20 protein-coding genes and 1 pseudogene are annotated in these 23899 nt (G+C 60.5%); 7 read left to right on the top strand and 14 right to left on the bottom strand.

What is annotated here, in order from left to right; all coding sequences use genetic code 11:
• Positions 1–140 precede the first annotated feature (140 nt).
• The 4 genes and pseudogenes from ACODSV_RS26680 to ACODSV_RS26665 form a co-directional block, all read right to left on the bottom strand.
• Positions 141–836 carry a GntR family transcriptional regulator gene (locus ACODSV_RS26680; RefSeq protein ID WP_069076312.1) on the bottom strand — a complete coding sequence of 232 codons (696 nt, stop codon included), beginning with the start codon at positions 834–836 and terminating at the stop codon, positions 141–143.
• 18 nt (positions 837–854) lie between these two features.
• A complete protein-coding gene (locus ACODSV_RS26675; protein WP_024075905.1) occupies positions 855–1556 on the bottom strand; it encodes a FadR/GntR family transcriptional regulator in 702 nt (233 codons plus the stop codon).
• Between the two features lie 32 nt (positions 1557–1588).
• Positions 1589–1678 (bottom strand): annotated as a pseudogene (locus ACODSV_RS26670) (outer membrane lipoprotein carrier protein LolA); the annotation flags it as partial.
• Between the two features lie 31 nt (positions 1679–1709).
• Complete coding sequence (locus tag ACODSV_RS26665; protein WP_024075903.1) at positions 1710–3020, bottom strand: C4-dicarboxylate transporter DctA; 1311 nt, start codon at positions 3018–3020, stop codon at positions 1710–1712.
• A 232-nt stretch (positions 3021–3252) separates the two neighbouring features.
• Between ACODSV_RS26665 and ACODSV_RS26660 the strand changes: the two genes are divergently transcribed.
• Positions 3253–3882, top strand: a complete 630-nt coding sequence (locus ACODSV_RS26660) for a DNA-3-methyladenine glycosylase I (RefSeq protein WP_150056529.1) — start codon at positions 3253–3255, stop codon at positions 3880–3882.
• Positions 3883–4242: 360 nt separating this feature from the next.
• Here ACODSV_RS26660 and ACODSV_RS26655 read toward each other — a convergent pair whose 3' ends face one another.
• From ACODSV_RS26655 to ACODSV_RS26630, 6 genes are all read right to left on the bottom strand, one after another.
• Positions 4243–4644: a cupin domain-containing protein gene (locus ACODSV_RS26655; protein WP_024075901.1), complete on the bottom strand. Its 402-nt coding sequence runs from the start codon at positions 4642–4644 to the stop codon at positions 4243–4245.
• Between the two features lie 84 nt (positions 4645–4728).
• Positions 4729–6162 carry a MocR-like pyridoxine biosynthesis transcription factor PdxR gene (pdxR, locus tag ACODSV_RS26650; RefSeq protein WP_150054095.1) on the bottom strand — a complete coding sequence of 478 codons (1434 nt, stop codon included), beginning with the start codon at positions 6160–6162 and terminating at the stop codon, positions 4729–4731.
• A 70-nt stretch (positions 6163–6232) separates the two neighbouring features.
• Complete coding sequence (locus ACODSV_RS26645; RefSeq protein WP_024075896.1) at positions 6233–7000, bottom strand: SDR family oxidoreductase; 768 nt, start codon at positions 6998–7000, stop codon at positions 6233–6235.
• Between the two features lie 22 nt (positions 7001–7022).
• A complete protein-coding gene (locus ACODSV_RS26640; protein WP_150054096.1) occupies positions 7023–8090 on the bottom strand; it encodes a phosphotransferase family protein in 1068 nt (355 codons plus the stop codon).
• Positions 8091–8219: 129 nt separating this feature from the next.
• Positions 8220–9173, bottom strand: a complete 954-nt coding sequence (locus tag ACODSV_RS26635) for a 2-hydroxyacid dehydrogenase (protein ID WP_024075894.1) — start codon at positions 9171–9173, stop codon at positions 8220–8222.
• 192 nt (positions 9174–9365) lie between these two features.
• Positions 9366–9890, bottom strand: coding sequence for a cysteine hydrolase family protein (locus tag ACODSV_RS26630; protein ID WP_069076305.1), 525 nt, complete (start codon positions 9888–9890; stop codon positions 9366–9368).
• Between the two features lie 500 nt (positions 9891–10390).
• Between ACODSV_RS26630 and ACODSV_RS26625 the strand changes: the two genes are divergently transcribed.
• Positions 10391–11668, top strand: coding sequence for a serine/threonine transporter (locus ACODSV_RS26625; RefSeq protein WP_024075893.1), 1278 nt, complete (start codon positions 10391–10393; stop codon positions 11666–11668).
• 143 nt (positions 11669–11811) lie between these two features.
• Positions 11812–13461: a SulP family inorganic anion transporter gene (locus ACODSV_RS26620; protein ID WP_150054097.1), complete on the top strand. Its 1650-nt coding sequence runs from the start codon at positions 11812–11814 to the stop codon at positions 13459–13461.
• 187 nt (positions 13462–13648) lie between these two features.
• On the opposite strand, the gene acnB is transcribed toward ACODSV_RS26620, so the two are convergent.
• A complete protein-coding gene (acnB, locus tag ACODSV_RS26615; protein WP_069076303.1) occupies positions 13649–16258 on the bottom strand; it encodes a bifunctional aconitate hydratase 2/2-methylisocitrate dehydratase in 2610 nt (869 codons plus the stop codon).
• Between the two features lie 396 nt (positions 16259–16654).
• On the opposite strand from acnB, the gene ACODSV_RS26610 reads away from it, so the two are divergent.
• Positions 16655–17125, top strand: a complete 471-nt coding sequence (locus ACODSV_RS26610; RefSeq protein ID WP_024075890.1) for a DUF1289 domain-containing protein — start codon at positions 16655–16657, stop codon at positions 17123–17125.
• 133 nt (positions 17126–17258) lie between these two features.
• On the opposite strand, the gene ACODSV_RS26605 is transcribed toward ACODSV_RS26610, so the two are convergent.
• Complete coding sequence (locus tag ACODSV_RS26605; protein ID WP_024075889.1) at positions 17259–18122, bottom strand: universal stress protein; 864 nt, start codon at positions 18120–18122, stop codon at positions 17259–17261.
• 148 nt (positions 18123–18270) lie between these two features.
• On the opposite strand from ACODSV_RS26605, the gene ACODSV_RS26600 reads away from it, so the two are divergent.
• Positions 18271–18873: a MiaE family protein gene (locus tag ACODSV_RS26600; protein WP_024075888.1), complete on the top strand. Its 603-nt coding sequence runs from the start codon at positions 18271–18273 to the stop codon at positions 18871–18873.
• On the opposite strand, the gene ACODSV_RS26595 is transcribed toward ACODSV_RS26600, so the two are convergent.
• Positions 18829–20028 (bottom strand): MFS transporter, encoded by a 1200-nt coding sequence (locus ACODSV_RS26595; protein WP_150055297.1) that lies wholly within the window; start codon positions 20026–20028, stop codon positions 18829–18831. The genes ACODSV_RS26600 and ACODSV_RS26595 overlap by 45 nt on opposite strands.
• A gap of 156 nt (positions 20029–20184) precedes the next feature.
• Between ACODSV_RS26595 and ACODSV_RS26590 the strand changes: the two genes are divergently transcribed.
• On the top strand, positions 20185–20892 hold the full coding sequence (locus ACODSV_RS26590) for a winged helix-turn-helix domain-containing protein (RefSeq protein ID WP_069076301.1): 708 nt from the start codon (positions 20185–20187) through the stop codon (positions 20890–20892).
• The gene (locus ACODSV_RS26585) at positions 20893–22170 is read left to right on the top strand and encodes an ATP-binding protein (protein ID WP_150095443.1); all 1278 of its coding nucleotides are present in this window, start codon (positions 20893–20895) and stop codon (positions 22168–22170) included.
• A gap of 20 nt (positions 22171–22190) precedes the next feature.
• Here ACODSV_RS26585 and ACODSV_RS26580 read toward each other — a convergent pair whose 3' ends face one another.
• Positions 22191–23633: a hypothetical protein gene (locus ACODSV_RS26580; protein WP_150055299.1), complete on the bottom strand. Its 1443-nt coding sequence runs from the start codon at positions 23631–23633 to the stop codon at positions 22191–22193.
• Positions 23634–23899 lie beyond the last annotated feature (266 nt).

The following is a 23899-nucleotide window of genomic DNA, read 5'->3' as shown; positions in this document are numbered from 1 at the left end:
GACCCGGTCCGCTGTAGCCTAGCCAACAGCTGTCCAGCTTTTGGGGCGCACTTCAGAGTGTCAGCCAGCCTCTTCATGACTGGCCCACCGCTATCGGGGGCAAGCCCCCTCCCACATTTTGATCTCGTTTTATCTGGAGATTAATGGTGTTTCAGCAACTTGGCTTCCAGGTGATCCAGGTGCTGGGTCATCAGGGCCACTGCGGTGCTTGAGTCGCGTTGCTCCACCGCATCCACAATCGCCTCATGCTCCTGCCACGCGCAATACGTGCAGGCTTTCGTTTCGTACTGGGCAATGATCAGCGACGTCAACGGTACCAGGCTGTTGAGAAACTGCGCCAGTGGCCCATTCCCGGCAATGGCCGCCAAATTCAGATGAAACTCCCCCGACAAGCGAATCGCCGGCCCACGCAGGTCCCGTTCGATGCCGTCACGCTCGCGTGCGATCAATTCGCGCAACTGCCGGATTTGCATCGGCGTGGCTTGGGCGCAGGCCAGTTGCACCACGGTGATTTCGGTCAGTCGCCGCGCTTCCAGGATCTGCCGTGTTTGCTGCGCGTCCGGCGCCGCCACCTGGGCGCGTTGGTTGGGGCGCAGGATGATCACTTGTTGATGGGAAAGCTTGGCCAGCACGCGACGAATCACACTGCGGCTGACGCCAAAGGTTTCACCCAGGCCCTCTTCGGTAAAGCGGCTGGAGGGGGCGATGCGTTGTTCGAGGATGGCGTCGAACAGCCGTGGGTAGATGTCATCCACCGAGGTTTTTTTAGCGCCCACCAGGCGCATGCTGGGCAGGGCAGTGACAAGGGGGGCACGTTGCAAGGCGTGGGCGGTCATGGCCGGTCTCCAAAAAAATCAACTGCCCAGATGGTCGTCCGGGATGTTCAAGCGAATGCCCATGCGCAGGCCTTCCTGGAGGATGTGCCGGCGCATTTCGGCACTGGCCAGGGCGCTGTTTTTGTTGCGGATGGCGCGTACTACGGCTTCGTTTTCCTGAAGGCGTTCGGCCAGGTGCTCGGGGGAATTGCGCAGCACCTGGGCGCTTTGCTTGAGGGCGTTGCTGGTTTGTTGCACCACGTTCTGGAAGATCGGGTTGGAGGTGAGCGCAAACAGTTCTTCGTGAAAATCGAGGTAGGCGTTCATGCCGGCTTCGGCATCCCCGGCGTCGAGGGCTTCGCGCATGTCCATCAGGGTCAGGCGCAGTTGGCCGACTTCCTTGCTGCTGATGGACTGGGCCACCAGGCCGACGATGAAAGGTTCGAGGGTGTAGCGCAGTTGCAGGATGTCTTCCAGGCTGGCGTCGGCCACAGCGTCGCTCGATTGCGGTTCGCTGATGCTGGTTTCCAGCACGACCACGCCTTTGCCGGGCATGGAACGCACCAGGCCGAGGGTTTCCAGCACAATCACGGCCTCGCGCAGGCTGGGGCGGCTGATGCCCATCTGTTCGGCCAGTTCACGCTGACCGGGCAACATTTCGCCCCGGCGCCACTGACCCCGCGCCAAGGCGGCGCGGAGTTTTTCTACGACTGAATTGACGACGGTTGAGGTGCTGATCACGTCGTGCGCTCCTTAAAAATGAATAATCCCTGCACTGTAGGAGCGAGCTTGCTCGCGAAAAACTTCAAGTCACCGCGTGCATCCAGAATGCCCGCGTTATCGTTGACGATCTTCGCGAGCAAGCTCGCTCCTACAGTGGAAGGCGTTAGCGTTCTAGAATTCCTGATGCGCTGGCACTACCGGCTTTTTAGCCTGGAAGGCATAACCCTGCTGGCCGTCCAGCACTTTGTTGGCGCGCTGGATGTCGATGTCTTTTTCCCAGCGGGCGATGGCCACGGTGGCGACGCAGTTGCCGATCAGGTTGGTTAACGCACGGCCGATGCCCATGAACCAATCCACCGCCAATACCAGCACCAGGCCGACCACCGGAATCGCCGGGATGGCTGTAAGGGTGGCCGCCAGAATTACCAGCGCCGAGCCGGGAATCCCATGGGCGCCCTTGGAGGTGATCAGCGACACCAGCAAGATCGTCAGCAGGTCGGTCATCGACAGTGGCGTGCCGGTGGCGTTGGCGATAAACACGATGGCCAGGGTCAGGTAGATCGAGAAACCGTCGAGGTTGAACGAATACCCGGTCGGAATCACCAGGCCCACGGTGGAGCTGCCAATGCCCAGGTGTTCGAGTTTGCGCATGACCTGCGGCAGCACCGCATCGGAGGAGGCGGTGCCCATCACGATCAGCAGCTCTTCACGCAGGTACTTGAGCAACGGCAACATGCGCAGGCCCGACAGGCGCATCACCAGGCCGAGGATCAGCGCGACAAACGCAAAGCAGGTCAGGTAGAACAGGCCCACCAGGCTGCCCAGGTGTTGCAGGGAGTCCAGCCCGTAGGTGCTGGTGGTGAAGGCGATCGCGCCAAACACGCCGATCGGCGCCAGGCGCACGATCATGCCCATGATGCGGAAAATCACGTGGCTCAGTTCATTGATCAGCCGAGTGATACCGGAAGCCGCTTCGCCCACCAGGTTCAACGCGCTGCCGAACAACACCGAAAACAGCAGCACTTGCAGCACATTGTTATCGGCAAAGGCGCCAATCACCGAGTTGGGGATCAGGTCCATCAGGAACTGGCTGGTGCCCTTGATGTGCTGGCCCTTGTCGGCCAGTTCATGCAGGCCCGCGGAGGAGAGCTGTTCCAGGTGGATATTGGCTCCGGTGCCGATGCCGGTGCTGAAGGCCATGACCAGGCCGATCACCAGGGCAACCGTGGTCAGCACTTCAAAGTAGATCACCGACTTGAGGCCGATGCGCCCGACTTTCTTCAAGTCACCGGCGCCGGAGATACCGCTGACCACCACGCAGAACACGATCAGGCCGATCAGCATCTTGATCAGCTTGATAAAGCCGTCACCCAGGGGTTTGAGTTGCGAGGAGAATTCGGGAAGGGCAAGGCCGCAGGCGATGCCGAGCATCAGGCCAATCACGACTTGCAGGAAAATCGAACGCGAGCACCATCTGAGCATGGGAGTGATCTCTATTCGGTGCCCCGGTGGTTCCAGGGCTTAATTGTTGTGGTCATACCGGTAAGTCCAGTGCGTCGCCAGTCTAGGCCAGGTATTTTTGAAATAACAAGTCATTCTTCGTCGGTTGACAGGTTCCGGTCTGACCAGTTGGTCGTGGAGGGCGGCGCTTGAGCGGTTGGCCGCGTGGAAATTTTTTCGCTTATCATCCGCGACCTGGCATGTGAGGTGATGGATGGATACACCAGGACTGAGCACCGATGAGACCGGACAGGTCTACTGCACCTGGCGCACGGCGGCGCCGGAATACCCTCGGTACCACGACCGCGAGTGGGGCGTGCCGGTGGCGGATGATGTTCAGCTGTACGAGAAGATTTGCCTGGAAGGCTTTCAGGCGGGCATGGCGTGGATCACCATCCTGCGCAAGCGTGAGCAGTTTCGGGTGGCGTTCGAGGGCTTTGATTTTCGCCGGGTGGCGCAGTACGGCGCGGCGGATATCGAGCGCTTGATGCAAGATCCGGGCATCGTGCGTAATCGGGCGAAGATCGTTTCCACGATCAACAATGCACGCCGGGCGTGTGAGCTGGTGGACGAGACCGGCTCGCTGGCGCAGTGGTTGTGGGCGTTCGAACCTGGCCCTGAAGAGCGTCCGGCAGTGGTGGACCTGGCCTACTGGACCGGCAATCCGACTTCACCCGCCTCGGTGCGCTTATCCAAGGCCTTGAAGAAACGCGGCTGGACGTTTGTGGGCCCGACCACGATGTATGCGCTGATGCAGGCGATGGGGATGATCAACGATCACCTTGATGGGTGTGCGTGCCGCCCAAAGATCGAAGAATTGCGCCGCCAGTTCAAACGCCCGTGAGCCACAGACAAACCGCAGTTAAAAAATGTGGGAGGGGCTTGCCCCCGATGAGGGAGTGTCAGTCACTTATTTGTTAACTGACCCAGCGCCATCGGGGGCAAGTCGAATCGTCGCACCGCCCCTCCCACATTTGGATCTGCATACATCAGGTCGATCTGAGTCTGCTTTTGCTCTGGCTTTGGCTGCCTTGGAACCGACCAGAGTTGTGCCTGGTGTACTCGGTAAAAAATGTGGGAGGGGGCTTGCCCCCGATGAGGGAGTGTCAGTCACTTATTTGTTAACTGACCCACTGCTATCGGGGGCAAGCCCCCTCCCACATTTAGCACCCCCACCCATACTTCTGATTGGGGGGGCGGCTGATTATTTTGGAAGAGGGGTCAGCACTTCGGCCTTGTCGTCCAGCACTATCACCACCAGCAACTTGGCCGGCTGGGTCTGGCTGGCATTGCTGGATTCAAAGTGTCGCGAACCAGCGGGTTCGTAGAACGATTCGCCGACCTTGTAGGTTTTCGCTTTCTCATCATTGACCCGCGAAGTGATCGCGCCTTCGAGCACGTAGGCCACGGCCGTGCCCGTGTGGCTATGGGGCACGGTGGCTTGGCCGGGGGCGTAGTCCACGGTGAGCATGAGGGTTTTCTTGCCGGGCACATTGGTCAGCGCGTGTTCTTGCAGGACCTTGATCGATTCCTGGTTGTACACGGGCTCGTGGGCAAAGGCGCTGAGCGAGGCGAGCATCAGGGTGGTGGCGAGCAGGCGTTTCATGGCGACGTTTCCGAGAAGTTCGAGACCTGCCCACCGTACGCCGGGATTTTCGTGCGACCAATGACCAATCCGGTGGAAAACCCCTTAGCCAATCTGCTGGAGGATATCGCGCACCTTATCCAGCGCCGGGTCGATGTCGAGGATTTCGATGGCGCCGAAACCAATGATCAAGCCCTGGCGAATCGGTGTGTCATGGAAGAACACATTCAGCGGATAGAGGCCCACTTCGACCTGGCGCGCCAATGCCATCAGCAAGGGGATATCCACCGGCACCTTGCACAACGCCGCCATATGAAAGCCGGCCACGGTGGGCACCGCTTCGAACCACGGCGCAAGGTCGCCCGCCAGGCGCTGCAAGATGCGCTCGCGGCGCCCGGCATATACGGTGTGGCAGCGGCGAATATGCTTGAGCAAATAGCCTTCGCTGATGAACTTGGCCAGCGCCCATTGCGGCAATGTGGAGCTGTGCTGGTCGGTCAATTGCTTGGCCTTGAGCACCGCACCGTAGATCGCCGGGGGCAGCACCGCATAACCCAGGCGCAGCTCGGGCAGCAGGGTTTTGGAGAAGGTGCCGACGTAGGTGACCACGCCACGCGTGTCCAGGCTCTGCAGGGAATCGGTGGGGCGGCCTTCGTAGCGGAACTCGCTGTCGTAGTCGTCCTCGATGATGATCGCCCCCAGCTCGAATGCGCGTGCCAGCAAGGCTTCGCGACGTGCCAGGCTCATGGGCATGCCGAGTGGGAATTGGTGCGACGGCGTGACGTAGATCAGTCGCGTGCCATCGGGGATCTGGTCGACCTGAATGCCTTGTTCATCGACGGGAACACCAATGACCCAGGCCCCCATCGCCATGAACAATTGGCGCGCGGGGCTGTAGCCGGGGTCTTCCATGGCGACGATGCTGCCCGGTTCCAGCACCACGCGGCCGATGAGGTCCAAGGCCTGCTGCGCGCCGTTGGTGACCACAATGTCGCTGTCGTGGCATTTGACCCCACGGGAAAACGCGATATGCCCGGCGATGGCACTGCGCAATTCCGGCAACCCTTCGGGCTGGCTGTAGAACCCACTGTTTTGGGCGATGCGCCGCAGCGCGTCCTGGGTGCAGCGCCGCCATTCATCCTGGGGAAACTGGTTACGGCTGGTGGCGCCGCCGATAAATTCGTAGCGCAACGTGCTGTCGCGTGTGGGGTGGTGCATGGGCGAAGGCAGCGACTGCCACTTCGCCAGGTTGGCGGCGCAGGCCAGGTCGGTGGCGGTCTGCACGCGATTGGGCCGTGGCGCCCACGCGTTGACGAAGGTGCCACGGCCAATCTTGCCCACCAGCAGGCCTTCATAGGTCAAGGTGGCGTAGGCGTCGGACACGGTCTTGCGCGATACGCCTAATTGCTCGGCCAGCAGGCGGCTGGGTGGCAGTTGCGCGCCTGCCGAGAGACGCCCGCTGGCGATGGCTTCATGCAGCTGCTGATAAAGCTGGGCAGCCAGGTCCTTACGCCCGTTGATGACGATGTGGAGTTCCATGTTTCATCCTGAGACAGATCGATCTGCGCCAAGGTTACGCGTAAATCGATCTGTAGAAACACTGGCTCACTCAGGACAGGAAACCACCATCCACATTCAACGACACGCCGGTGGTGTAGCTCGACGCATCGCTGGCCAGGTACAGCACGGCGCCGGCCATCTCGCTTGGGTCGGCCACGCGCTTGAGCGGGATCTGCGCCAGGGCCATTTTCAGGATGGCGTCGTTCTTCACCAGCGCCGAGGCGAACTTGGTATCGGTCAGGCCCGGTAGCAGGGCGTTGCAGCGAATGCCGAATTCGGCGCATTCCTTGGCGAACACCTTGGTCATGTTGATCACGGCGGCCTTGGTTACCGAGTAGATGCCCTGGAACACGCCCGGCGAAATGCCGTTGATCGAGGCCACGTTGATGATGCTGCCGCCGCCGTTCTCGCGCATCAGCTTGCCGGCTTCCACCGACATGAAGAAGTAGCCGCGAATGTTCACGTCAACGGTCTTCTGGAAGGCCCCGAGGTCGGTGTCCAGTACGTTGCAGAACTGCGGGTTGGTCGCGGCGTTGTTGACCAGGATGTCCAGGCGCCCGAACTGCTCGCGGATGCCGGCGAACACCTGGGTGATCTGCTCCATTTCGCCAATGTGGCAGGCGACTGCGGTGGCCTTGCCGCCGTCGGCGATGATCGCGTCCGCCACGTGCTGGCAGCCTTCGAGCTTGCGGCTGGACACAATCACATGGGCGCCTTGCTGGGCCAACAACTTGGCGATGGCTTCACCGATGCCACGGCTGGCGCCGGACACAAAAGCAATCTTGCCATCGAGGTCGAACAGGTGGGTCTTGGACATGGGGACTCCTTGTTATAGGCGATCAGAGCGTGGATTTGCCGATGACATTCAGGCTCATCTGCTCCAGCAGCGTGTTCATTTGGATGAATTGCGCAAAGCGTTTGTCCTGGGTCTGGCCATGGAAAAAGCGGTAGTAGATCTGCTGCACGATGCCGGCGAGGCGGAACAGGCCGTAGGTGTAGTAGAAGTCGAAGTTGTCGATCTCAAGGCCCGAGCGCTCGGCGTAGTAGTCGACAAACTGGCGACGGGTGAGCATGCCGGGGGCGTTACTCGGCTGGCGGCGCATCCGTTGCACGGGCGCCGGGTCGGCGGCTTCGATCCAGTAGGCGAGGGTGTTGCCCAGGTCCATCAGCGGGTCGCCCAGGGTAGTCAGTTCCCAATCCAGCACGCCGATGATCTGCATCGGGTTGTGCGGGTCGAGGATCACGTTATCGAAGCGGTAGTCGTTGTGCACGATGCTGGAGGTCGGGTGGTCGGCCGGCATCTTGTCGTTAAGCCAGGCGCGCACGGCCTCCCAGCGCGGAGCGTCGGGGGTCAGGGCTTTTTCATAGCGGTCGCTCCAGCCACGAATCTGCCGCGCCACATAGCCTTCGGGCTTGCCCAGGTCGGCCAGGCCACAAGCGGCGTAGTCCACCTGGTGCAGCTCGACGAACTTGTCGATAAAGCTTTTGCACAAGGCTTCGGTCTTGGTCGCGTCCAGGCCCAGCTCGGCCGGCAGGTCAGAGCGCAGGATGATGCCGTTGACACGCTCCATCACGTAGAACTCGGCGCCGATCACCGACTCGTCGGTGCAATGCACGTAGGCCTTGGGGCAATACGGGAAGCCATCCTTGAGCTGGTTGAGAATGCGGTATTCACGGCCCATGTCGTGGGCGGACTTGGCCTTGTGCCCGAAGGGCGGGCGACGCAGGACGAATTCCTGGCCAGGGTATTCCAGCAGATAGGTCAGGTTGGACGCACCGCCGGGGAACTGACTGATGGTGGGCGTGCCGCTCAGGCCAGGGATGTGGGCCTTGAGGTAGGGATCGATCAGGCTGGCATCAAGTTCTTCGCCTGGGCGAATCTGGGTCGATTGGTCGTTCAGCGCCATGCTTATCCCTTCTGCTTATTCTAAAGGCCTTGGACTATTTCCTAATCTAATGCGCACAGCCGCCCAACGACAAGGTCGGGGCGGCTTAATAGGTTAGCGTGTTGGATGATGATCAGCGTGCCTGATCGGTCATTTATTGGGCGGCGGCAAGGTCACTGGCGTCAGTACCGGTCGGCCGGCGAAGAATTCCACCAGGTTGTCAGCCACCCGCTGCACGGTGTCGTGGGCCGCTTCCGGCGACAGGCCGGCCACGTGGGAGGTCAGCACGGTATTGCCCAGGCGCTTGAGGGCATCCGGGACCTTGGGTTCATCGTCGAAGACGTCCAGTGCCGCGCCGCCGATACGGCGCTGTTCAAGGGCGGTAATCAGATCGGCGGTCACCACCACACTGCCACGCCCGACATTGACCAGGTAGCCGTTGGGGCCCAGCGCATCCAGGGCGATGCGATCGATCAGATGGCGAGTTCCGGCGCCACCGGGTGTGGCCAGGATCAGGAAGTCCGAGGTGCGCGCCAGTTCCACCGCGCTGGCGCAGTAGGTGTAGTCCACGTCATCGCGCGGCTGGCGGTTGTGGTAACTCACCTGCATATCGAACCCCAGGGCGGCGCGCTTGGCGATCTCCAGGCCCACGGCACCGAGCCCTAGAATGCCCAGTTGCTTGCCGCCCAGGGACGGGCGCATCACCTTGGGCCATTCACTGCGCCGCACCGCCGCGTCCGTCTGCGGAATGCCGCGCACCAGCGACAGCAACAAGGCCATGGCGTGGTCGGCCACCGACGGTGCATTCACCCCGGCACCGTTGGTGACCACAATCCCGCGGTTGCTCGCCGCCTGCAGGTCCACGTGTTCGTAGCCGGCGCCGATCACGCAAATGATCTCCAGCAACGGCAGCGCGGCGATTTCCTCGGCATACAGCCCCAGCGGGCCACGGGTCAGCACGGCCTTGATCTGCCCGCCGTGGGTCTTGATGGCCTGGGCGCGTTCGGCGGGCGTCGGTGCCAGGATCACATGAAAGTCGTTGCTCTCGATGATTTGCAGGTATTCGTTGATGGTTTCAACCAGAACCAGAACAGTGGTGGTCATCGGAAGGCTCTTCCTGAAGGGTTTGAGGGCATGAGTATGCGGGATTTGCAGGACGGCGCGTTTTGTCTGGATGGAAAAATTACTGTAGGCGCGAGCTTGTTCGCGAAAAACCTGGTGGGAGGGGCCGTCAGGTTTCGCGTGATAGCGTTTACGATTGTCGCAAGCAAGCTCGCTCCTACAGGGTTTGTATTGTCAGAACGCTATCTCGGTCGCTCTCACCCGTTTTACAAATGCCCCCGCCAACGTTGCATTGTGATGCTCGATGATTTCCTGGGCCGACAGTGTCGGGGTGTCCATGCAGGTATGTCCGTCTTCGGGCAGTAGCACCGAGAACCCCAGTTCTGCCGCCACCCGGCAGGTGGTGTCGATACAGAACTGGGTTTTCATCCCCACGATCACCAGTTGATTGACCTGTGCAGCGTGCAGTTGCTGCGCCAGGTCCGTGCCCAGGAAGCAACTGGGGCGGGTTTTATTGAACAGGTGGTCGCGCGCTTCATCGACATCCAGCGCGGGCCATACCTGCCAAGGCGGGCTGCCCGCTTCGATGGGGGAACCCGCAGGGCCGGTGTGGCGGGCCACGAAGATCGGAGCGCCGGCATTGCGGGCGGCTTGGATCAGGTGGTTGATGGTGCCCAGTACGCGTTCGCGCTCGAAGGGTTTGTCCGGGCCATCGTACAAGCCGGTTTGCATATCGATGATCAGTAGGGCGTCAGTCATTGTAGTGCTCCTGGTGGTGGCCGGAGGACGGAGCAATAAAAAGGCCCCGTCCATTGCTGGCGGGGCCTTGGGTTGATTCTGTGTGTGGCTAGTTCAAGCACCCACGGCAACCGCACGACCCGCCTTGAGCGGTCGTGGTGGTGGTACGGGTGAGGCATTGCTGAGTCAGGTTCATGCCCCGATCATGCTGGGATGGACGTGGGGCTGTCAACGGGCAGTCATTGCGTGCGCCAGGCTGCTGCCGTGCGACGCTCATTCACAAGACAGGTATGTGGCCCCAATAGAATTGTGCACGGCCGGATTATCCTGCGTCACGCCAGAGCCCTTTAAAACCGCCGCCTGTAGCCGCCCCTGCGCGTCTGCGTCGCATAACCGTTCCTCAGCTAAGTCTTTGCTTCTTCAGGATAATCCCGGACAATCGCGCCCCTGTTATGGCTGGGGCGCTGCCTGTCAGGTTTTTCTGACTCGTCCCGGCTGTGGAAATGCGGAGATCCGACCGGATGAATGATCAGGCCAATAGCGTCGACGAACGCTATGCAACGACACCTGCAACCCTCACAAACTGGAGCCACCAGGACACCACTTGGATGCTCGGTCTGTTCGGCACCGCCATTGGCGCCGGCACCTTGTTCTTGCCGATCAACGCGGGCCTGGGGGGCTTCTGGCCGCTGGTGATCCTGGCGCTGCTGGCCTTCCCGATGACGTTCTTTGCCCACCGTGGCCTGACCCGTTTCGTCTTGTCCGGCCGCGAAGGCTCCGACATTACCGATGTGGTCGAAGAGCACTTCGGCGTCAAGGCCGGTGCCCTGATCACCTTGCTGTACTTCTTCGCAATTTTCCCGATCCTGCTGATCTACAGCGTGGCGTTGACCAACACCGTCAGCAGTTTCATGGAGCACCAGTTGCATATCATGCCGCCGCCCCGGGCGATCCTGGCATTCGTGCTGATCCTCGGCCTGCTGGCAGTGGTTCGCTGCGGTGAGCAGGTGATCGTCAAGGCCATGAGCCTGATGGTGTATCCGTTTATCGTCGCCTTGCTGTTCCTGGCGGTGTACCTGATCCCCCATTGGACCGGCGGCATTCTCAGCACGGCAAGCGTGGTCCCGGCACCGTCGGCTTTGCTCAATACCCTGTGGCTGGCGATTCCGGTGATGGTGTTCTCGTTCAACCACTCGCCGATCATCTCGGCCTTTGCGGTGGACCAGAAGCGCCAGTACGGCGCCCATGCCGATGAGCGCAGCTCGCAGATCCTGTCCCGTGCGCACCTGTTGATGGTGGTGATGGTGCTGTTCTTCGTGTTCAGCTGCGTGCTGACCCTGTCGCCGGCACAGCTGGCTGAAGCGAAGGCGCAAAACCTGTCGATCCTGTCGTACCTGGCCAACCACTTCGACAACCCGACCATCGCCTTCGCGGCGCCGTTGATTGCGTTCGTGGCGATTGCCAAGTCGTTCCTGGGCCACTACATCGGTGCCAGCGAAGGCTTGAAAGGCCTGGTGGTCAAGAGCGGCCGCCGCCCTGCAGCCAAGACCCTGGACCGCATGACCGCCGCCTTCATGCTGGTGGTGTGCTGGATGGTGGCCACGCTCAACCCCAGCATCCTCGGCATGATCGAGACCCTGGGGGGGCCGATCATTGCGTCGATCCTGTTCCTGATGCCGATGTATGCGATCCGCAAGGTGCCGGCCATGGCCAAGTACCGTGGGCAGGCGTCCAACGTATTCGTCACGGCCGTCGGCCTGGTGGCGATTACCGCGCTGATTTACTCGCTGCTGTCCTGACACCCGGCTGTACCCCACAAGGCCGATTCGCGCACACCGCGAATCGGCTTTTTTTTGCGCGTGCAAAACCTGACGGGGCTCAACCACGACACGCCAATGAGCGCTAAGCTGGAGCACGTTTTTGCCAGGAGGAGTGGGGCCGCTTGAAAACTGCAACCGAGACGCCCGTTGTCATACCGCCGAATCGCACCCAGGACATTCTCGCCGGCTTATCCATTGCCGGTTTGCTGCTGCCGGAAGCGGTGGCCTATTCCAGCATTGCCGCACTGCCACCCCAGGCCGGGGTGATTGCCTTGTTTGCCGGGCTGGTGTGCTACGGCCTGTTTGGCAGCAGCCGCTTTGCGATTGTCTCGGCCACCTCATCGTCGGCGGCGGTGCTGGCGGCGGCCACGGCCAGCCTGGCCGGTGACGACCCGGCGCTGAGGCTTTCCCTGGCCTTTGGGCTGGTGCTGATCATTGGGGTATTTTTTCTCCTGGCCGGGCTGTTCAAGCTCGGCGGCGTCACCTCGTTCATCGCCAAGCCGGTGTTGCGCGGCTTTGCCTTCGGCCTGGCGTTGACCATCATCCTCAAGCAAGTGGCCAATGTGGTGGGCGTCCATCTCACCGATAACAACCTGATCCGCTTCCTGCCGCAACTGCTCGAACAGTTGCCACGCTGGAACTGGCCCGCCGCGCTGGTGGCGGCGGCGGCGTTGCTGGTGTTGCGGCTGTGCGCACGCTTGCCACGGGTGCCCGGTGGCCTGGTGGTCGTGGTGCTGGGCATCGTGGCCGGGCAGTTACTGGGCCTGCAGGCCCAGGGCGTGGCGCTGATCGGCATGATCGACCTGCGCCTGGAACTCGGGCATTTGCCGGTACTGCCGTTTGCCGACTGGTTGCGCCTGGGCGAACTGGCATTCGCCTTGGTGATGATTTTGTACGCGGAGTCCTACGGCTCCATCAGCTCATTCGCCCTCAAGCATGGCGACCGAGTGTCATCCAACCGTGATTTGCTGGCGCTGGGGGCGGCCAACCTGGTGTCGGGGTTGTTCCACGGCATGCCGGCGGGGGCCGGGTATTCGGCGACATCGGCCAATGAGGCGGCCGGCGCCTATTCACGGTTCGCGGGGATCGTTGCGGCGCTGGTGATATTGGTGATCGTGCTGACGGTGCTGCCGTATGTGGCGTTGACGCCGGAGCCGGTGCTCGCGGCGGTAGTCATCTATGCCTTGGGGCGTGGTTTGAGCCTGCAGCCCCTGGGGCGCTATTTCCTGTGGCGACGCGATCGCTTGCTGGTGGTCTGCGCGGTGGCGGCAGTGCTGGTGCTGGGTGTGCTGGATGGCTTGTTGCTCGCCGTGGCGATCAGCGTGATGTTGATGTTGCGCCAGATGTCCTCAGCGGACATCCAGGTGCTCGGGCGCCTGGGTGACAGTCATGATTTTGTCGATCGCCAGCACCATGCCGATGCTGTGGAAGTGCCAGGCGTGCTGATCGTGCGGCCCAGTGAAGCGCTGTTTTTCGCGAACGCCGAGCGCATCCTGGGGGCGGCCTTGCGCCTGATGCGCCAGGCACCCGTTCAGGCGGTGGTACTGAGCCTGGAAGAGTCGCCCGACCTCGATGGCACCAGTATCGAAGCGCTGGCGGTGTTTTTTGCCCAGGTGCGGGGGGAGGGCAAGCGCCTGGTGCTGGCCCGTGTGCGGCATGATGCCCGCGAGGTGTTGCAGGTACTGCCTGAAGCTTTGGCGCCGCATGTACTGCTCAGCGGCTTGAGTGTCGACGACGCGGTGCAGTTGGCGCTTGAGGTGAGCAACGCGTGACGCAGGCATGGTGTGGGAGGGCTTGCGCGTAGTGTGGGAGGGGGCTTGCTCCCGATAGCGGTGAATCAGTCACTGGAGCTATTGACTGAACTACCGCTATCGGGAGCAAGCCCCCTCCCACAGTATTCCAGGCACAAAAAAACGCCGCGTACCTTGCGATACGCGGCGTCCTTTACATCAACACACCTTAGGCTTGAATCACCGGGATGTTGGCGCTTGCTGCGATTTTGCGGAACTCGGCGATCTGGTCGAAGTTCAGGTAGCGGTAGACGTCACTGGCCATGGTGTCCAGTTTCGCTGCGTAGCCCATGTACTCTTCGACGGTCGGCAGGCGACCGAGGGTGGAGGCCACTGCCGCCAGCTCAGCCGACGCCAGGTAGACGTTCGCGCCATCACCCAGACGGTTCGGGAAGTTACGGGTGGAGGTCGATACGACGGTCGAGTTCGGCTCTACACGTGCCTGGTTACCCATGCACAGCGAGCAGCCCGGCATTTCCATGCGCGCGCCAGCCTTGCCGTAGATGCCGTAGTAGCCTTCTTCGGTCAGCTGGTGAGCGTCCATCTTGGTCGGCGGCGACAGCCACAGACGAGTTGGCAGCTGACCCTTGACCTGTTCCAGCAGCTTACCGGCAGCACGGAAGTGACCGATGTTGGTCATGCACGAACCGATGAACACTTCGTCGATCTTCTCGCCGGCAACGCTGGACAGCAGACGGGCGTCGTCCGGGTCGTTCGGTGCGCAGAGGATCGGCTCGTTGATTTCGGCCAGGTCGATCTCGATGACTTCGGCGTATTCCGCGTCGGCATCGGCTTCCATCAGTTCCGGGTTGGCAACCCAGGCTTCCATCGCTTGGGCGCGACGTTCCAGGGTGCGTGCGTCGCCGTAGCCTTCACCGATCATCCAGCGCAGCAGGGTGATGTTGGAGTTCAGGTATTCGGTGACGGATTCTTTCGACAGCTTGATGGTGCAACCGGCAGCCGAACGTTCGGCCGAGGCGTCGGACAGCTCGAAAGCCTGCTCCAGCGTCAGGTCGTTCAGGCCTTCGATTTCCAGGATGCGGCCGGAGAAGGCGTTTTTCTTGCCTTTCTTCTCTACGGTCAGCAGGCCAGCCTGGATCGCGTAGTAAGGAATGGCATGAACCAGGTCACGCAGGGTGATGCCAGGTTTCATTTTGCCTTTGAAGCGCACCAGGATCGATTCCGGCATGTCCAGTGGCATAACGCCAGTGGCTGCGGCGAACGCGACCAGACCGGAACCGGCCGGGAACGAGATGCCCATCGGGAAACGGGTGTGGGAGTCACCACCGGTGCCGACGGTATCCGGCAGCAGCATGCGGTTCAGCCAGCTGTGGATGATGCCGTCGCCTGGACGCAGCGATACACCGCCACGGGTCATGATGAAGTCAGGCAGGGTGTGGTGGGTGGTCACGTCGATCGGCTTTGGATAAGCCGCGGTGTGGCAGAAGGACTGCATCACCAGGTCGGTCGAGAAGCCCAGGCACGCCAGGTCTTTCAGTTCGTCACGGGTCATCGGACCGGTGGTGTCCTGGGAACCCACGGTGGTCATCTTCGGTTCGCAGTAAGTCCCTGGGCGAACGCCTTTGCCTTCCGGGAGGCCGCATGCCTTGCCGACCATTTTCTGGGCCAGGGTGAAACCCTTGCCAGTGTCGACCGGTGCTTCAGGCAGCTTGAACAGGTCGGTAGGGCCCAGACCCAGCTCGGCGCGAGCCTTGTCGGTCAGGCCACGGCCGATGATCAGCGGGATACGGCCGCCAGCGCGAACTTCGTCCAACAGGACCGGAGTCTTCATTTCGAAGGTGGTCAGGACTTCGTCGGTGCCGTGTTTGCAGACTTTGCCAGCATGCGGGTACAGGTCGATCACGTCGCCCATGTTCATGTTGGTGACGTCGAATTCGATTGGCAGTGCGCCGGCATCTTCCATGGTGTTGTAGAAGATTGGAGCGATCTTACTGCCGAAGCAGAAGCCGCCGGCGCGCTTGTTCGGCACGTAAGGAACGTCGTCGCCGAAGAACCACAGTACCGAGTTGGTCGCGGATTTACGCGAAGAACCGGTACCGACCACGTCACCGACGTAGGCGATCGGGAAGCCTTGGCCGCGCATTTCTTCGATCTGCTTCATCGGGCCGGTCTTGCCTTGCTCGTCCGGCACAATGCCTTCACGCGCCATTTTCAGCATGGCCAGGGCGTGCAGCGGGATATCAGGGCGGGACCAGGCGTCCGGGGCAGGGGACAGGTCGTCGGTGTTGGTTTCGCCGGTGACCTTGAATACGCGCAGGCTGATCTTGTCGGCCAGGGTCGGGCGGTTTTTGAACCACTCGCCGTCGGCCCAGGACTGGATCACGGCTTTGGCGTGTTCGTTGCCGTTGCGGGCTTTCTCGGCCACGTCGTGGAACGCATCGAACATCAGCAGGGTGTGCTTGAGTTGGGCGGCGGCGACAGGTGCCAGCTCGGCGTCGTCCAGCAGCTCGACCAACGTCACGATGTTGTAGCCGCCTTGCATGGTGCCGAGCAGTTCAACAGCGCGTTTCTTGTCGATCAGGGGAGAAGTGGCTTCGCCCTTGGCCAGGGCAGACAGGAAACCGGCCTTGACGTAGGCAGCTTCGTCAACGCCTGGTGGAATGCGGTTGGTGATCAGGTCAACGAGGAGTTCTTCTTCGCCAGCCGGAGGATTCTTCAGCAGCTCGACCAGGCCTGCGGTTTGTTCGGCGTTAAGCGGCTGGGGAACGATACCCAGTGCTGCACGCTCTTCGATATGTTTGCGGTAGGCTTCAAGCACAGTTATTACCCTCATCAGTGGTCCCACGGGACGCTCATCCAGAAATGAACGGCACGCATGCGCTCGGGGGCTTTTTGGGCCGCAAAGCCAGCGCTGCCGGCATTCCTCACAGAAGCTGCTTTCAAAGTTTTACGCCTGCAGAACGGAGCTGATGAGGGTTGGCGCTGGGACTACCTACCGGGTAATCACCATCGCCAACACCGTTCTGAAGGAACGACTGTGCTCGTGACGCTTTGAAAACAGCTTCCAGCGGATTGTTTGGCGCCTTACAAGGCCGGATGATTCTACGGCAAAAAATTTCTAAAGGTAAGTTGCCTGACTAAGTTTGCTGGGTGATCAACCTTAGACAAAGGGCTAACATGGCGCACTGTTTCGCTGATTTGTGTGTTGCCACCCATGTCCAATCAAACCATCAAGACCCCCTGCGTAGGCCTGTGCTCAACGGTTTACGGCGATCTCGTGTGCCGCGGCTGCAAGCGCTTCCACCACGAAGTGATCCAATGGAATGGGTATAACGAAGAGCAAAAACGCGCGGTATGGCTAAGGCTTGAGCAGCTGCTGGTACAGGTGATGGCCGGCAAGCTGGAGGTTTTCGACCCCAAGACCCTGCGTGGGCAACTGGAGCAACGCAAGATTCGCTTTGTGCCGCACCAGTCCGAGTACTGCTGGGCGTACCAGTTGATTGCCCGTGGGGCGCGGGTGATCAACAACCTGGAGGCTTATGGCATGGTGCTGCTGCCGGAGTTTCGCGACTGGGCGCTCCCAGAGCTGCGCGATGCCATCGACCGTGAGTTCTTCATCCTGTCCGAGGCGCACTACCAGCGCTATATCGCGCCGGCGTTCCTGAGGGATGCGTTCGCCGACTGACAACACAAATCCAAATGTGGGAGGGGGCTTGCCCCCGATGAGGGAGTGTCAGCTCAAACAGCTGTGACTGACACACCGCTATCGGGGCAAGCCCCCTCCCACATTGGATCTCGGTTGCCTTCGAGGATCAGCGTCAGGCCGTGGTTGCGAGTTCTTCCAGCTGATCCATCAACGCCTGCGGCTTGAGCACCAGCACGTCACTCTCCAGCGCATCCAGCACCACTTCGGCGGTGTTGCCGATCAGCGCTCCGGAAATCCCGGTGCGTGCGACAGTGCCGATGATCGTCACCGCGGCCTGGAGCGCGTGCGCCGTATGCGGGATCAGCACATCTGCCGGGCCTTCCTTGATATGAAGGTGCGCGTCATCCACGTCGAATTCGGCCTGGAACGCCTGGCATTGCTCGCGATAGCGCGCCTCGATGGTTTCCTTGAGCTGGAAGGTCGGATCCGCCGCCGACAGCATGGGCGACGGATGGGCGCTGATCACATGCAGTTGGGCCTTGGCCAGGCTGGCGATATCAAAACCGTGGTCAATGATCGAGTGGTGCAGTGCGCGGTGTTCGACATCGCTGTTGCCCACGTCGATGGCCGCGAGGATTACGCCGTCGGCCCACGGCGTCGAGGTCTTGACCAGCAGGACCGGCGTCGGGCAATAGCGCAGCAGCTTCCAGTCCGCGGGCGTCAGCAGGGCCTTTTTCAACGGGCTGTCGGGATAGTGCTGCTTGATCACCAGCCCACAGCCTTCGGCCTGCTGCACGTCGATGATGGTTTTGTGCAGGCTGTCATTCCAGGCTTGCTCGGTGGTGACGCTATAGCCGTCACCCTGCAAACCGGTCTTGAGCAGGCTCAAGAGCGCCGAATGCTCGTGTTTCCTGTCGCAGACCAGCAAGTGCAGGTGCGCGTCGGTGACCCCGGCGATCAGCTTGGCGCGCTTGAGGGCCAGGCTTTCCGAATGCTCGGGCTCGATGACCACCAGGATGCTGCGGATAGCTTGCATGGTCGGGATCTCCAGAAAAGGGGCGTTAGACAACTATAGTTGCTGCTCGCCAGCCGTCATGTTGATGCACATCAAGGCCAGTGGCTGGTGGTCTGCGGCGTGGTCGGTATAATCGGCGCCCTTTTGTGACCCTTTGCCCGTGAGCCCGATGAACCTGCCCGAAATCCACGAATTCCTCGGTTGCCCCACCCCCGACGCCTGGGTGCAGGCCGCGCTGGCCGATCAGGACACCCTGCTGATCGACCACAAGAACTGCGAATTCAAGGCCGCCAGCACTGCCCTGAGCCTGATCGCCAAGTACCACGGCCATGTGGACCTGATCAACATGATGTCGCGCCTGGCCCGGGAAGAGCTGGTGCACCACGAGCAAGTGATGCGCCTGATGAAGAAGCGCAAGGTCGAGTTGCGCCAGTTGCATGCCGGGCGTTACGCCTCCGGGTTGCGCAAGGTTGTGCGTAGCCATGAACCGGTCAAGCTGGTGGATACCCTGGTGGTCGGCGCGTTTATCGAGGCGCGCAGTTGCGAGCGTTTCGAAGCCCTGGTACCGCATCTGGACGAGGAACTCGGCAAGTTTTACTTCGGCTTGCTCAAGAGCGAAGCGCGGCACTACCAGGGTTACCTGAAGCTGGCCTACCAGTATGGCGACGCCAAGGACATCGCCCAGGTGATCGAGCGGGTGCGGGCGGCCGAGCAGGCACTGATCGAGTCACCCGACGTCGAGTTCCGCTTTCACAGTGGCGTGCCAGCCTGAGGCCACGGCGACGCCGATCAGCGCGGTGATCCCGGTCAACAGCAGGATCACCGTTTGCGTGCCCCAGGGCGCCGCCAGCAACGCGATCAGCAAGCCCGCCAGCGGTTGGGCCAGGTTGTTGAGCAGGGTGAGCACGCCCACCGTCTTGCCAAAGTCCTGCACCGGTATCACGCGCTGGCGGGTGCTGCGCAGGTACACGTTGAACATTTTGTCGAAACCGGTGACCAGCAAGAAGCCCACGGCATAGGTCATGAGCCCGGGGCTGAGCGCGGTGATCAGCGCCCCGAGTGCAATCATCGAATACGACAACCCACCCAGTACCTTCAACGGCAGGCTGCAGCGCGCCAGGTAAAACAGAATCGCGATGGTCACCACGGCCCCCGCGGCTTGCAGCAACGCATAGGCGCCCTTGTCGGCGGCAAAGTGCCCCGTGACCATTGCCGCCGAAGTCGCCAGCGTCACACCGATGATCAGGTTGACGCCGACCGCCAGGGTGATGATCCGCTTCAATTGCGTCAGGTTGCGGATATGCCGGAAGGCAATGCGCAGCGGTTGCAGCCAGATATCCTGGTGTTGCTCGAAGGTTTCCAGGTGCACCCGGCTATGGCGTTGCCAGATCAGCATCGCCAGGTCTGCCAGGACAAACAGCCCGGCAACCCCCACTACCACCCAATGCCAGGCCCACACTTGCAGCATCAGCGCCGCGACCAAGGGGCCCAGCACCAGGCCGCTCTGGTCGGCAATCTGCGAATAGGACAACGTCTTGGTATAGCTGTACTGCCTGAAGATGTGCGGCATCAGCACTTCCCGCGCCATGATGCCCTGGGTGGTCAACACCCCGCACAGCGCCGACAGCAGCACAATCCAGTAAATGCCGTCGAACACCCCGTACAGCGCTACCGCGACCACGCAGGCCAGTGCTCGGTAGACCTGGCTGATATGCAGGATGCGGACTGGCGAGAACTTGTCGCACAATGCCCCGCACACCGGGAACGCCAGGTAGCGCGGTAGCGACTCGAGAAAAAATGCCAGGCCCGCCCAGCTCACGCTGTTGGTGGTCTGGAACACGATGAGCGGCACGATAAACAGCAGAATCTGGTCCGCCAGCCGTGACAGGAACAGCGAAACGAAGAACGCCAGGTAATCCTTGCGCATACAACTCCCTGTGAATGGCGTTAAAGATTGCAGGCTATTTGTTAAAAACTCTTAAAAGCATGAAGCTTGGTCACCCGCTACGGGCCAAGCGCTGCTGTCGGGCAGCTTGCCACCTATAATGCCCGCACTTCAATCGGCGTCGCATATTGAGAACGTATGGAAAACCTGGGTCTGGGCAAGGTCCTGCTCGTTGAGGACGATGAGAAGCTGGCAGGGCTGATCGCGCATTTTCTGGCGCAGCATGGCTTTGAGGTGCGGGTGGTGCACCGGGGCGATTTGGCCTTGGCGGTGTTTCTCGACTTCAAGCCCAAGATTGTCGTGCTCGACCTGATGCTGCCCGGCCAGAGCGGCCTGCATGTGTGTCGCGAGATTCGCACGGTGTCCGACACGCCCATCGTGATCCTCACCGCCAAGGAAGATGACCTGGACCATATCCTGGGCCTGGAATCCGGCGCCGACGATTACGTGATCAAGCCGATCAAGCCGCCGGTGCTGCTCGCACGCCTGCGCGCCCTGCAACGTCGCCAGTCACCGGAGCCAACGGTGCGCGGCGCCGTGGAGTTCGGCCGACTGTCGATTGACCGCAGTTGCCGGGTAGTCAGCCTGGGGGAGGAGCAGATCGACCTCACCACCATGGAATTCGAATTGCTGTGGTTGCTGGCCAGCAACGCCGGCAAGATCCTGTCCCGCGATGACATCCTCAACCGCATGCGCGGCATTGCCTTCGATGGCCTGAACCGCAGCGTCGACGTGTACATCAGCAAACTGCGCGGCAAACTCAATGACAACCCGCGTGAGCCGGTGTGCATCAAGACCATCTGGGGCAAGGGCTATCTGTTCAATCCATTTGCGTGGGAGGTCTAGATGCTGCGCCTGTTTCTGCGCCTGTATGTGATTCTGGCCCTGGGCCTGGCGGGGGCTATCTGGCTGGTCAACTACACCTTCGATGAGCTGATGCCCGAAGCCAACGAAACCTATAACCGCGAAGCCGTGCGGGGTCCGGCGTATGGACTGGTAGAGCAATTGCGTCCTCTGCAAGGGGGCGCGCGCCAGGCCCGGCTGGCCGAGTTGCAGCCCCATTACGGGCTGCGCCTGAAGCTGGTGCAGAAGGATACCCAGGCCCTGACCGAGCGTGAACAGGCGCTTTTGGACAAGGGGCAGTTGGTGGTGCGCGGCGACTTCATGGAGTTTCTCGCGACCATCGACGGTAGCTCGCAATTGCTGGAAATCAAGTTGCCGGAAGAGCCCAAGTGGCTGTACCTGTGGGCCTATGGTTTCCTCGGGGTGTGCCTGGCCATCGTGCTGTACTTCTGGGTTCGCCCCCATTGGCGCGACCTGGAACATATCCGCCTGGCCGCGCAGCGCTTCGGTGACAACGACCTCGGTTCGCGCATCCTGCTGCCGCGCCGTTCCACCGTGCGCGAGCTGGCCGGGCACTTCAACCAGATGGCCGAACGCATCGAAAGCCTGATCGCCAACCAGCGCGAACTGACCAACGCAGTCTCCCATGAGTTGCGCACGCCGATTGCGCGCCTGTCGTTCGAGCTCGACCAACTCCGGCAACAGGCCGACCCGCGCCAGAGCCGCGCGCTGATCACGGACATGTACGCCGACTTGGGCGAACTGGAAGAAATGGTCTCCGAGCTGCTGACCTACGCCAGCCTCGAGCGCGGCGCCACCCAGGTCACCCGGGAAAATATCGAAGCCCACAGCTGGCTCGACAGCGTGATTGGCAGCGTCGCCCTGGAGGCCGAGGCGGAAGGTGTGCACCTGTCACTGCGCACCTGTGAAGTCGACATTATTCAGATCGAGCCACGTTTTATGGCGCGCGCGGTGATCAACCTGTTGCGCAACGCCATCCGTTACGCCGACCGCCGCGTGGAAGTGTCACTGGTCAAGTTCGGCAGCGGCTACGAAGTGCGGGTCTGCGACGACGGCCCTGGCGTGCCCGAGGAGGGCCGGGCAAAAATCTTCCAGCCGTTCATGCGCCTCGACGCCAGCCGTGACCGCCGCACCGGCGGCTTCGGCCTGGGCCTGGCGCTTGTGCAGCGGGTATCGCAGTGGCACGGCGGCCAGGTGCAAGTGCTGGATTCGGAGTGGGGCGGTGCGTCGTTTCGGATGACGTGGGCGTACGCCGAATAAGCCTCCCGCAGGGGCGGCGATTACTCTGTCAAGGCTGAGTAGCCTTTCTCGCTGAATTTCTTCAGCAGCGCTGCCTCTGAACCGTCATTGTCGTCTATTTGAGCTCCATCAAACGGTGGCGGTAGAAAAGACACATATTCGCCGTTTATCCGGCCGTTACCTGAATTTTTCAGGCCGCGTGCGTCTATGCTGTTGAGCACCTGTGCCGCATTGTAGGCCGCGTCCGCGCGTTGTTTCGGGTCCGGATTATTAATCGACCAGTCGCCCAGATGCGTGTAAAGGTTTTTCACCGGGATCGATCTGGGCAGGTAATTAAAAATGGGATTTGCCTTGATGATTTGGTCTGCTGTCCGGGTGTCACCTTCTGGGCGTCCCGTTGCATGGGTCGGCACAGAAAAGGTGTCTTTTTCCGTCTCTATGAAATCGAATTGTGACTTTCCATCAGGACGATTAGAGGCCCCTGCAGTTGTGGGTGGTAGTGGGGTGTCTTTTGGGGGGATATTATCCTGGGCACCTTTCGGACCGTACGAATCTGAGTACCGGTATTTTTCCAGCGCTGGGTAACCTTGATGGCTGAACGCTATAAACGTATCTTTTATAGTTTCCCAATTACTCTTGTCGGGTTTTATTTTGGAATTCAAGAACTCCGTTACACGCGCCAGTCTATAAGTGGCATCTGCTTGGGCTTCCTGGCTTGGATTGTCTGATCTCAAGTTTCCAACCACCCATTTCAAGCGGCCAAGAAGTTGCTCTCTTTCGGAAAGGTCTTTCTGCTTGTGTGAACCGACAAAGTCCACAATGTTGTGTTGCTCATATATTTCAAAGGCTGAACGACGATCCAGTGGCGGACGCTTTTCTTCAGCGTTTGGAAACGCAGAGGCGTTATTCTTCAGCTCTGTAGTCGACTCGATAAGTGACCATTCAGTGAGGGGCGTCGGATGTACATCAGGCAAGCTGGAATAGCCATAGAGGACGAATTTCATGAGCCCAGCGAATTCGCTTCGGGGGTGGTAATCCTCGTTACCAGTCAGGTTATTCGCTTCTGAAGGATTGAGTGCTTCGTTGGTTCTGTACAAATTTATATTTTTGTCCAGATAGTTCAAAAGGCGTGCAAGGTTAAAGGTTGCATCTGCTCGACTGGTGACATTGCGGTTGTTCGCTGTCCAGTCGCCCAAATGGTTTTTTAGGTGTTTGAGTATGTTGTGTCCGCCATCTGGGAGACTCTGCAGGGTGTCGAAAAACCTTTGAATAATTGGGTTGGCATCGTAAATCTGCGCTGCACCGCGATCATCGTTCATGGGGCGGCCGGCTGTTGCGGCAGTCGGTTTGAACTGGGTGAGTTTTTCATCCCCTGAGGCAAGCGGTAGGGGGTTGGAATCGTCCTTGCTGAGGGTTGAACCGGTTTCCCGTTGATGGGGCGTCGTGGCCATCCCGATATTCATAGGTTGACAGTGTATATTCATGCTTATCTCGTGTTAGTCATATTAGTAATAGTGGAACAGTCCTAGTGGCACTTTTGCTTGAGGGGGTTCCCAAGCGATGTGCAAAAATAAGGACACCCTTATTACGTTTCGATAATGGTGGTCGTGTTGTCTTCGGTAATAGTCTGTGTGGGGAAAACTCCGGTTGAATAACCTGCACTTATGTTGTGGGCGGGTACTTGCTCCCAATCGCAGTCATTCAGCCAATAGTTAATATCTGATCTACCGCTATCGGGAGCCAGCACGAA

Source organism: Pseudomonas sp. FG86, from assembly GCF_057808775.1.
The sequence above is the reverse complement of the archived record's forward strand: the minus strand, read 5'-3'. Positions and strand labels throughout refer to the sequence as shown.

Coding starts and splice junctions, on each gene's coding strand:
- ACODSV_RS26580 (WP_150055299.1), bottom strand. CDS start 23,633: ATGAATATACACTGTCAACCTATGAATATCGGGATGGCCACGACGCCC.
- ACODSV_RS26655 (WP_024075901.1), bottom strand. CDS start 4,644: ATGAAACGCCTGCTCGCCACCACCCTGATGCTCGCCTCGCTCAGCGCC.
- ACODSV_RS26665 (WP_024075903.1), bottom strand. CDS start 3,020: ATGCTCAGATGGTGCTCGCGTTCGATTTTCCTGCAAGTCGTGATTGGC.
- ACODSV_RS26640 (WP_150054096.1), bottom strand. CDS start 8,090: ATGGCGCTGAACGACCAATCGACCCAGATTCGCCCAGGCGAAGAACTT.
- ACODSV_RS26680 (WP_069076312.1), bottom strand. CDS start 836: ATGACCGCCCACGCCTTGCAACGTGCCCCCCTTGTCACTGCCCTGCCC.
- ACODSV_RS26625 (WP_024075893.1), top strand. CDS start 10,391: ATGAATGATCAGGCCAATAGCGTCGACGAACGCTATGCAACGACACCT.
- ACODSV_RS26645 (WP_024075896.1), bottom strand. CDS start 7,000: ATGTCCAAGACCCACCTGTTCGACCTCGATGGCAAGATTGCTTTTGTG.
- ACODSV_RS26595 (WP_150055297.1), bottom strand. CDS start 20,028: ATGCGCAAGGATTACCTGGCGTTCTTCGTTTCGCTGTTCCTGTCACGG.
- ACODSV_RS26585 (WP_150095443.1), top strand. CDS start 20,893: ATGCTGCGCCTGTTTCTGCGCCTGTATGTGATTCTGGCCCTGGGCCTG.
- ACODSV_RS26590 (WP_069076301.1), top strand. CDS start 20,185: ATGGAAAACCTGGGTCTGGGCAAGGTCCTGCTCGTTGAGGACGATGAG.
- ACODSV_RS26635 (WP_024075894.1), bottom strand. CDS start 9,173: ATGACCACCACTGTTCTGGTTCTGGTTGAAACCATCAACGAATACCTG.
- ACODSV_RS26600 (WP_024075888.1), top strand. CDS start 18,271: ATGAACCTGCCCGAAATCCACGAATTCCTCGGTTGCCCCACCCCCGAC.
- ACODSV_RS26605 (WP_024075889.1), bottom strand. CDS start 18,122: ATGCAAGCTATCCGCAGCATCCTGGTGGTCATCGAGCCCGAGCATTCG.
- ACODSV_RS26660 (WP_150056529.1), top strand. CDS start 3,253: ATGGATACACCAGGACTGAGCACCGATGAGACCGGACAGGTCTACTGC.
- ACODSV_RS26630 (WP_069076305.1), bottom strand. CDS start 9,890: ATGACTGACGCCCTACTGATCATCGATATGCAAACCGGCTTGTACGAT.
- ACODSV_RS26610 (WP_024075890.1), top strand. CDS start 16,655: ATGTCCAATCAAACCATCAAGACCCCCTGCGTAGGCCTGTGCTCAACG.
- pdxR (WP_150054095.1), bottom strand. CDS start 6,162: ATGGAACTCCACATCGTCATCAACGGGCGTAAGGACCTGGCTGCCCAG.